The following is an 8731-nucleotide window of genomic DNA, read 5'->3' on the forward strand; positions in this document are numbered from 1 at the left end:
TTGAGTCAGCTGAAAAGATAAATTAGTAAATGTTTAATTAAGGTACAACATAGTGTTAGCTGTGCTATAAATAGCCAATAGGCAACCTAAGGGAAAGTTATGCGTCATTCATTTATAAGTCAAAAGAATCATGCCTTGTTATTAATTATTGACCTTCAAGCAGGGCTTGAGCCTGTCATAAGCGACTTTGGCCAAGCTGTTAATTATACCGAAAAGTTGATAAATGCAGCTAAAGCTTTAGACATTCCGTATTTATTTACTGAACAAAACCCAACCAAGTTAGGTAAAAGTAGTGAACAGCTTTTACCCTTCATAAATGGTAATAATTGCTATCACAAAATACATTTTAGCGCATGCCAAGAGATTCAATTTAACCACCAATTAGCTGGCTTTAATCGTAAGCAAATAGTGGTGACGGGTACAGAATCGCATGTGTGTGTACTGCAAACCTGTTTAGACTTAATTGCCAATGGCTATCAGGTGTTTGTGGTTGAAGATGCCATTGCCTCACGCAACGAAAAACACAAAGAGTTAGCAATTAAGCAGTTATTGGCAGCAGGTGCTATTATTACCTGTACAGAAAGTGTGATATTTCAATGGCTAGAAAAAGCAGGGACCGATCAATTTAGAGCATTATTGCAATTAATAAAGTGAACCACGATGCGGTTCGAACCGTAATGGCTCGATTAATTGTATTCTTGTAAAGTATTTAATCATTAAGGCTTTATCTATGACGAGTGTGCGCCGCCTTTTTACTTATTTGTTCCTTTTATTGTTTGTTGAGTCTTTGGTTTTAGGCTTTATCTATTCGACCTTGATAACGGGGGTAGTAACTGGTTTATTATTGCTGTCTTTACCACTTTGGATGCTCCATCAATACCCAACGAGCAAATTAACTGCTCATGTTGTAGCTGCCGGTTGCATGATGTTTTCGTTTTTACACATCCAACAAAGCTACGGCCTTATTGAAGTACATTTTGAAATTTTCATTTTAATGGCAGTATTGATCATGTTTGTTGAATGGCGCGTGTTTATTACTGCACTTGCTTTTGTGGCCGTTCACCATTTGAGCTTTTACTTTTTACAGATTAACGAAGTAGGCTTATACGTTTTTGACCCAGACAGATTATATTTTAGCACTGTACTTATTCATGCCGTGTATGCCATTGTTGAAGCAATTGTAGCGGGTTATATTGCTAAAACCCTTCACCGCGAACGCAGTTCTGGCTTATCGTTAAGCACAACGACTGAGCAGATAATGGCTGACGAAAACAGCATTAATATAAGTTTAAGAGCAGACGACTCCCACAGTGAAGCCGTGGCGGGCTTTAACCGCTTACTGGGTTTTGTATCGAGTGTGATAGGTGATGTTCAAAGTCAAAGTAGTGTTTTAAAAAATCAATCTAAACAATTGCTTGAAGTACACGACGAGTTACATGAGCAAGCACTTCATCGTGAGAAGTTATCTGCAGATATCGCACAGTCGGGTGAACGTGTCGCCGAAGGCTTTGCCCATGTTGAACAAGAAAGTAATGAACTACAAACACAGTTTGAGCAGCTCCATTTAAGTGCCACAGAGGCACTCAATGAAGTGGCGAATACCGACAGCAAAACGGCTGAGCTTGCTAATAACCTTCAAGAGGCAGATCAAAACATTAGCCAACTTGTAAGTGCATGTTCGCATATCTCAGAATTACTCAATGAGATTTCGTCAATTGCTGAGCAAACAAACTTACTTGCACTAAACGCTGCAATTGAAGCCGCCCGTGCTGGAGAACAAGGTCGCGGCTTTGCAGTGGTGGCTGATGAAGTGAGAAACTTGGCAACACGTAGTAAAAACACCACAGATAAAATCACCAATACGCTTGAAAGCTTGATGCAAAACAGCGCATCATCAACTAAGTCGATGCAGGGTAGTGTTGCGCTTATAGAGCAGTTGTCGGCCATTAGTTCGCAGATGAAACTGCAAATTACCGAGATGACAGAGCAGGTGAATGTTGCTGCAAGTAGCTCACAGTCGGTTGCTCATGTAGTGCAAAATCAAGCGGGTAATACGCGTGCTATTGCCGATAATTCACAGGCCTTAATTGCTAACCAAGCCAACGACAACTTGATGATTGAAAAACTCACCGATCGCGTGCAGTTAATTGATGTAAGTATCGATGTACTGGAGCAAGGTATTGCTAAATTCAAATAGCAAATGGCTGATAATGGCAACTCTACTTTGGGTTGCCTCTGTAGCATTAGCCTTGGTGTTTGCTTATTCTCAACAAGCAAGCACCTTTGATCCAGATAAAAAGCTAGCCACAGCTAATTGGTTACCTGCTTTTCAACAAAGTATGGGGCTTGGCATCACTAATACAGATACCTTGTACATTATTGATGAAAATACCTGTGTATGCTCAGAGCGTTCACAACCGCACATAATAAGCCTTAGCAGCTATGCAGCAGAGCAAGGTATTAAAGTAATAAAAATTAAACCAACATCTGCGGTTGCTGCAATATTACCCGCTCAACCTGCGGCAGTACTTGTTTCAGAAAATCAACAGCTTGTGTATGCAGGGCCATTATCAAAAGGACTCGCCTGTTCAAGTCAGAATGGCTTTGTTGAGTTAGTAATTGCAAACTTACGAGCGGGTTTTAATAGCCAGTTTATTAATTCAGACGCCGAGGGATGTTATTGTGAAATTAATTGAGCTTGAAAGGTAAGTAAAAGAGGCCAAAAATATTGGCCTCTGACTCTATAAAACTATTGAATTTGGCCTCGTATCTCACCGCTTGGGTTTGCAGGGGTATGAATGTTTACATAATGACCGCCTGAAGCTAAAACTGAAAAGATATCGGCGTCTATCATCAAGCCAGTGCTACTCATCCAGCGATTCATATCATCACTGTCTTGTTCAAGTGGAGCTAACACTGGGCCATTTTCACCTGCTACACCGGTATGAATATGGGCAGCAGTTGCATCGCTTACACCTGATGTAAGCACTTGCAACTCAACACTGTAATCATTGGTATTCACTAGCGCATAACCATCGCCAGACGCATCCGTTGTGACCGCAGGTACTTCTTGTTCACCACTTAGCGGAAAGGTGACAAACACATAGTTGTCGGTAAGGATTTGACCGCGAAGTTCGCCACTTGGGTTAGCAGGAGTATGCACATTAACGTAATGACCACCTGATGCAAGTACTGCAAAAATATCTGCATTAATCATGGTGTTTTCAGGTGTTTGCCATAAGTTCATGTTATCGCTTGATTGCTCTAACGCGGCAAGTACGTCGCCATTAGTGCCTATACGACCCGTATGAATGTGAGCAGCAGTGGCGTCACTCACACCTTCGGTTAACGCTCTTAATTCTAGATGGTAGTTATCCATGTTAACTAATGCATAACCACTACCTGATGCCATCGTATCAACCGCTGGAACTTCTTGCATACCACTAAGTGGGAAAGTAACGAGTTGATAGTTATCTGTTAGGATCTGACCTCTAATTTCGCCACCCGTGTTAGCAGGTGTATGTACGTTAACGTAATGACCACCTGATGCAAGTACCTCGAAGATCTCTGCGTTGATCATGGTATTTGCTGGCGTCATCCACATGCCTGCATCAGTTGTTGACTGCTCAAGCGCTACTAGAACGTCGCCATTGGTGCCAATTCGGCCAGTATGAATGTGTACACCTGTCGCATCATCAACACCCATTGTGTTTACTAATAGCTCTAAGCCATAGTTATCCATGTTAATTAATGCATAACCTTCACCACTTGCATCAGATTCGACAGCAGGAACTTCTTGCTCACCGCTTAGTTTAAAGCTCGTAAAACCATAGTTACTGGTTAGGATTTGCCCACGAAGCTCGCCGCCAGCATTAGCAGGTGTATGAACATTGACATAGTGACCGCCAGAAGCCAGCACTGCAAAAATATCCGCGTTGATTTGTGTGTTGCTTGGTGTCATCCAGACGTTACTGTCGTCCATTGATTGTTCAAGAGCCACTAATACATCGCCATTAGTCCCGATACGACCTGTATGAATATGCGCAGCACTTGCATCGTCTAAGCCTGATGTTACAACAGTAAGCTCTACGCTGTAGTCTGTTGTATCAACAAGGGCATAACCATCACCATCAGCCATGGTGCTGACCATAGGCACTTCTTGATTACCACTTAAGTCAAAGGTCGCAACTGCATAGTTGTCTGTTAAGATTTGGCCGCGAATTTCGCCACCGGCAAATTCAGGCGTATGAACATTAACATAGTGACCGCCGTCTAAAAGTACTGCCAAAGTGTCGCTGTCGATCATGGTATTTTCTGGTACAACCCAGTCAGTCATGACTTCGTCGTCTTGCTCTAAAGTTACGAATACGTCACCATTTGAGCCTAATTTACCCGTGTGGATATGAGCTGCTGTTGCGTCATCAACACCCATAGTCACCGCGCGAAGCCGTAATTCTGTCGTGGCGCTGTCATAAGATGCATAGCCATAACCCATTGCGTCACTGTCGTTCATAGGCACTTGCTGATCGCCATTTAAAACAAACGTGATGATACTCGTTGTATCTGGCACAATTTGCGCACGAAGTTCACCGCTTGCATACTGTTCAGTATGAAGGTTTATATACCAATCACCATCCATTAAATCAGCAATTAGGCTTTCATCAAGGTCGGTAATTGCGACTTCATACATACCATCGGTAGTGGCTTCAAATGCAAAAGCAACATCACCATTAGCGCCCAAATCGCCGTCGTGTATGTGTGCTGCGCTAAAACCTTCGACTGAGCTTGCATCAAGTGTTGCACGAAATTGCATTAAACTTTCGTCAAGCTCTACCGTTGCAGTCGCTGTTTGCATTGAGTCATTCATTGGCACTTCTTGTTTGCCACTTAAAGTTACAGAATAGGTTTTACTTGGAGTGAATTCTTCAACTGGGGGAGGGGTAACAACTTCGGTATTATCGTCATCATCATCGCTACACGCGGTGAGAAAAAGTAAGCTGCTAGCCAGGAGTATGTATTTCATCGTTGTTCCTTATATCTTTGTATGTTCGGACGTTACGACGTGTCCACTTCAATAAGGCGTACGGACGGTGTTTAAAAAAAGATCAAAAAAGGTTGTTTAAAAGTTAAAAAGTAGTTCTTTAGTGTTGGTTTATTTGAAATGAGGATTCAAAAGTTAAAGTTTAATAACGCTAACTTTAGAGGATTTTACATATTTAGCCGTATAATGGCTTTTGGGTTCCAAATGGGTACGGATCGTGCATCTAGTTTGATTTTAAAAAGTTTATAGCTAAACGCCAAAAAATTCACGATAGGAAAACTATGCAGCTAACTTCGTACACATCTTCATTCCTAAAAGAGCGATTATTAGATCAGCAAAATAAAAATGAGCTAAACCCAGCAAGTGAAAGAGCAAGAAGCCTTCAAGGCTCTAAACAACAAGGAGCGGGCGTCGATGCTGAACCGGAAGTTGAGGCTCAACCAAAGATATCACAAACACAACAAGAGCTAGTAGTAAAAATAAAGGAGTTACAAAATAAGATTAATAGTTTAAAAAGCAATAAAGACCTAGCTCCAGAACAACGAGAAAGTGAGTTACTAGAGCTTAATAAACAACTTGATGAAGAAATAAATGCAGTCCAGCTTGCCGTAAAAAGTAATGTTTCTACGATGATAAACTCATTGTTTGCTCCTACTTCTAGTAATCACTCTGGTATGCTGTTTAACAATAAAGCGTAAGTTTAAGGCAAAGCGCTTGTTCGCAGTTACTTTGCCAATTGCATATTTATAAGTCCGCTAAATTACATACTTTATAAGTGAGTAGATGAGAGTACATATAAAGGTAAATAGGAAGAACCATTTTATGTGAACTGTTATTGGTGACCCGCGTTTGGCTGTTCTGATCATAGTGACTGGGTAATCATACTCAACAAGTGTCTTGAAAAGCTCAGGATGTTCTAAGCTCCAGTCATTTAAAGGAATTGAATCACCATAGCGAGTTTTAAAAATAACAGAAAATAGATATGCACGCCTAGGTTGTGGATCGTTAATATCGTAGCCGCTTTTGGTGCGTGTAAAATTCCATACGGCCTCAACATTAAGTAAATCTTCTCTTTTAAGTGTTCGTGCTTTTCTGTCATCGAATAAAAGTGCAGGCAGGTAAACCTCTTCTTTGTTTATTTTAATTTCGCACAAGGGAGATTCATGGATGAAATAACGCTTATTGGCAATAAACATCTGAATTAAAAAATAACTAAGATAAGTAATGACCACAGCGGCAATTGCACCTGCACCGGATTGTGTTTTCCAAACAAGGTGGCAAGCAATAATGAAAATAACGGCAGTAATTAATTTTGCCTTGAATTTCTGTGCTTTCGGTAAAGGCACTGCGCATCTTATGATAGGTATTTCAGGTTGCACTTTCGTTTTTATGAAAGTCTGAAAAAAGATTGAGTTAAAGTTATCACGGGTTAATTCAAAAGTAGGCGCTTCCATGTGTCCTCGATTACTGATTTAGTGTTAGACGTAAAATAGCAAACGCAGTGCTTTACTATCAACTAAAAACACCAGATTGTGTTTAAGTTTGGTTGGAGCATAACTTGCTTTTTATTGGTATAGTAAGTTACTGATAAATATGAAAATGTGAACTGGTGAAATGATAGATTATTTTCTTATTATTTTGATGGTACTTTCGGCTGTTTTATTTTTGTTTGTAATGGTTTTGTTTATCTTAGCTCCAAAATACGCAAAAAAAGAGCTTTTCATAAACTACTACAGTGGAACAGGTGCAATTTATCATGGTTTTAAGCTGTTCAGAGTTGAATTTTACCGTGATATTTTGTGACGACTTTCTGAAATTAACAGATAGAAGTTCTTGATTTAAGTTTTTTACCTGTTTAAGAAAAAAGGTTTATTAACTGTCTTTCTGTTTAGTGTTACCATTCAGTCAAGGTTAATGCAGTATTTGAAAGGAATCATATGAAAACCTTAAAAATTTTGTCAATTCTTATAGCGTTTAGCTCTACTGCTGTGTCCGCAGCTAATCTAGTAACCAACGTAAAAGTTTCCACATTATATGTACAAAGCCTTAATAGCTCTGGATTTGTTAGTAATGCTCATGCACTTATTGTAACTAAAGCGATAGATGATAGCTGTAATAGCCGAACTTATATCGAAGCAGAAGATGTTGCATTGATGAATACTTTACTTGCATACAAACTAGCAAATAAAGAATTTAATGTTATGTATGAGTTGAACCAGTCATCAAAGACTATTGCTGGCCACCTAACATCTAACTACAAGTTGATGTCAATTTTCTAGGTTATTCACTCTAAGGATTGTTATGAAAAAATTACTTTGTTTAGTTCTTACCCTATTAGTTTCATTTTCAGTAAAGTCTGAAAATTGGAAATGGCACTGTGGAAAGGTTCAAAATGTTGATACTTGGACAACAGGGAGTGATAACTATGGTGTTCAATTCAAACTAGAAAGTACCCCATCAGAATGCTACAGGTTTTACCTTCCACATAATGGTGAGAATAAATCATTGGCTTACTCAGCCATATTAGGAGCAAAGTTTCAATCTGGTCAAGTATGTGTTCAATATAAGGCTGAATCCGAAAATTTCGTTTTGAGCAATCTAAATTTCTGTAAAGCTAATGCAGTTAGACTCCCTTAATTTTTATAACATTTTACAGAAGATTATTTCTTTATCTTGGCATCTATAGTGGAAACAAAATTGCAATGTATATATAGAGCTATTTATGTAGCTATAATGTAACTAAATTAAAAATAAGAATAAATTATAAAAGTTTTATTAAATAATACTGTCTAGTTAAATATATAACCACCTAGTTAATCTACATAAATAAAGGTTGAATTATGAGATTTTTAAAGCTGATTGCATTTACATTCGTGGTGTCCAATTTTTGCAATGCGCATGCTGCTGAAAGTAGGTTAGCAAATATTTCAACCATTATGTTGGATAAAGATATTGGAGATAAGCTTTTCATACAGCTAGACACAATTGAAGTTAGCAGTGCATCTTGCCATAAAAACTCTAAGTGGGATTTAGTATTACCTCTTGAAAATAACGAAGTAACCAAAGCTATGCTGAGTTTTATTGTTAAGGCCCAAGCGACAAATGAAAAGCTATTATTTATTGGAACAGGTAGTTGTAATGTTTTCAACGAACTTGAAACATTGAAACGAATTGAGTTAATTAATTGATTTTTAAATTTAATATAGTCATCAGTAAACGCTACGTTTTTTCTGGTTATATATGTTCTTGTTAAATTCAAAAAACGACGATAAGTAAAGTTGACCTAAAGAGACTTTGAGTTTAATTTCATTTATATAGCTTCTTAGATTTAATTTTTTATTGTCTTTTTATTTTAAAATAATTTTATTTTTTAATTTGGAGTTTTTATGAGTAAAGTAATTTTTCTTTTAATCTGTTTAATTTCATCAAGCAAAGTTTTCAGTGTGGAGTGTAATTACTCTGAAGTTATAGCTATACAATTAGAAGATAGTAATCTGTTAGCATTAGTAAGTTCAAATGGTGAAGTTTATTGGAAGCGCATCGGTTTAACATCAAGTGATATAACAAAATCTTATCAGTCTCTATTACAGCAAGCTTTAGCAATGACAAGTCGAGTTATGTTTTATTATGAAGAACAAAACTATGTGTGTGATGTGAGTGATTATAGTAATGTACCAAATAAAATTAGAT

Annotated in this window: 10 protein-coding genes; 8 read left to right on the plus strand and 2 right to left on the minus strand. The window is 38.2% G+C overall.

Annotated features, from left to right (window positions below; all coding sequences use genetic code 11):
• The first annotated feature begins 99 nt into the window (after positions 1–99).
• From BIZ38_RS02330 to BIZ38_RS02340, 3 genes are all read left to right on the plus strand, one after another.
• Positions 100–654, plus strand: a complete 555-nt coding sequence (locus tag BIZ38_RS02330) for an isochorismatase family protein (protein WP_187489461.1) — start codon at positions 100–102, stop codon at positions 652–654.
• A gap of 76 nt (positions 655–730) precedes the next feature.
• A complete protein-coding gene (locus BIZ38_RS02335; protein ID WP_187489462.1) occupies positions 731–2197 on the plus strand; it encodes a methyl-accepting chemotaxis protein in 1467 nt (488 codons plus the stop codon).
• A 13-nt stretch (positions 2198–2210) separates the two neighbouring features.
• The gene (locus BIZ38_RS02340; protein WP_187489463.1) at positions 2211–2696 is read left to right on the plus strand and encodes a DUF6436 domain-containing protein; all 486 of its coding nucleotides are present in this window, start codon (positions 2211–2213) and stop codon (positions 2694–2696) included.
• A gap of 53 nt (positions 2697–2749) precedes the next feature.
• Here BIZ38_RS02340 and BIZ38_RS02345 read toward each other — a convergent pair whose 3' ends face one another.
• Positions 2750–5023 carry a CHRD domain-containing protein gene (locus tag BIZ38_RS02345; protein WP_187489464.1) on the minus strand — a complete coding sequence of 758 codons (2274 nt, stop codon included), beginning with the start codon at positions 5021–5023 and terminating at the stop codon, positions 2750–2752.
• A 299-nt stretch (positions 5024–5322) separates the two neighbouring features.
• On the opposite strand from BIZ38_RS02345, the gene BIZ38_RS02350 reads away from it, so the two are divergent.
• Positions 5323–5739, plus strand: coding sequence for a hypothetical protein (locus BIZ38_RS02350; RefSeq protein WP_187489465.1), 417 nt, complete (start codon positions 5323–5325; stop codon positions 5737–5739).
• Between the two features lie 57 nt (positions 5740–5796).
• Here the strand turns inward: BIZ38_RS02350 and BIZ38_RS02355 are convergent, their stop codons facing one another.
• A complete protein-coding gene (locus tag BIZ38_RS02355; protein ID WP_054554583.1) occupies positions 5797–6495 on the minus strand; it encodes a hypothetical protein in 699 nt (232 codons plus the stop codon).
• A 483-nt stretch (positions 6496–6978) separates the two neighbouring features.
• Here BIZ38_RS02355 and BIZ38_RS02360 point away from each other — a divergent pair, with 483 nt between their 5' ends.
• The 4 genes from BIZ38_RS02360 to BIZ38_RS02375 all read left to right on the plus strand — a co-directional run.
• A complete protein-coding gene (locus tag BIZ38_RS02360) occupies positions 6979–7320 on the plus strand; it encodes a hypothetical protein (RefSeq protein ID WP_187489466.1) in 342 nt (113 codons plus the stop codon).
• Between the two features lie 22 nt (positions 7321–7342).
• Positions 7343–7678 carry a hypothetical protein gene (locus tag BIZ38_RS02365; protein WP_187489467.1) on the plus strand — a complete coding sequence of 112 codons (336 nt, stop codon included), beginning with the start codon at positions 7343–7345 and terminating at the stop codon, positions 7676–7678.
• A 203-nt stretch (positions 7679–7881) separates the two neighbouring features.
• Positions 7882–8229, plus strand: coding sequence for a hypothetical protein (locus BIZ38_RS02370; protein WP_187489468.1), 348 nt, complete (start codon positions 7882–7884; stop codon positions 8227–8229).
• Between the two features lie 198 nt (positions 8230–8427).
• Positions 8428–8731 (plus strand): hypothetical protein (locus BIZ38_RS02375; protein WP_187489469.1); only part of this gene is annotated, 304 nt, incomplete at its 3' end.

Origin of the sequence: Pseudoalteromonas sp. BZK2, from assembly GCF_014349195.1 — a bacterium.
Taxonomy (GTDB): Bacteria; Pseudomonadota; Gammaproteobacteria; order Enterobacterales; family Alteromonadaceae; genus Pseudoalteromonas; species Pseudoalteromonas simplex.

Bases quoted from the DNA above. Each gene is read 5' to 3' on its own strand.
- BIZ38_RS02330 (WP_187489461.1), top strand. From the start codon at position 100: ATGCGTCATTCATTTATAAGTCAAAAGAATCATGCCTTGTTATTAATT.
- BIZ38_RS02335 (WP_187489462.1), top strand. From the start codon at position 731: ATGACGAGTGTGCGCCGCCTTTTTACTTATTTGTTCCTTTTATTGTTT.
- BIZ38_RS02340 (WP_187489463.1), top strand. From the start codon at position 2,211: ATGGCAACTCTACTTTGGGTTGCCTCTGTAGCATTAGCCTTGGTGTTT.
- BIZ38_RS02345 (WP_187489464.1), bottom strand. From the start codon at position 5,023: ATGAAATACATACTCCTGGCTAGCAGCTTACTTTTTCTCACCGCGTGT.
- BIZ38_RS02350 (WP_187489465.1), top strand. From the start codon at position 5,323: ATGCAGCTAACTTCGTACACATCTTCATTCCTAAAAGAGCGATTATTA.
- BIZ38_RS02355 (WP_054554583.1), bottom strand. From the start codon at position 6,495: ATGGAAGCGCCTACTTTTGAATTAACCCGTGATAACTTTAACTCAATC.
- BIZ38_RS02360 (WP_187489466.1), top strand. From the start codon at position 6,979: ATGAAAACCTTAAAAATTTTGTCAATTCTTATAGCGTTTAGCTCTACT.
- BIZ38_RS02365 (WP_187489467.1), top strand. From the start codon at position 7,343: ATGAAAAAATTACTTTGTTTAGTTCTTACCCTATTAGTTTCATTTTCA.
- BIZ38_RS02370 (WP_187489468.1), top strand. From the start codon at position 7,882: ATGAGATTTTTAAAGCTGATTGCATTTACATTCGTGGTGTCCAATTTT.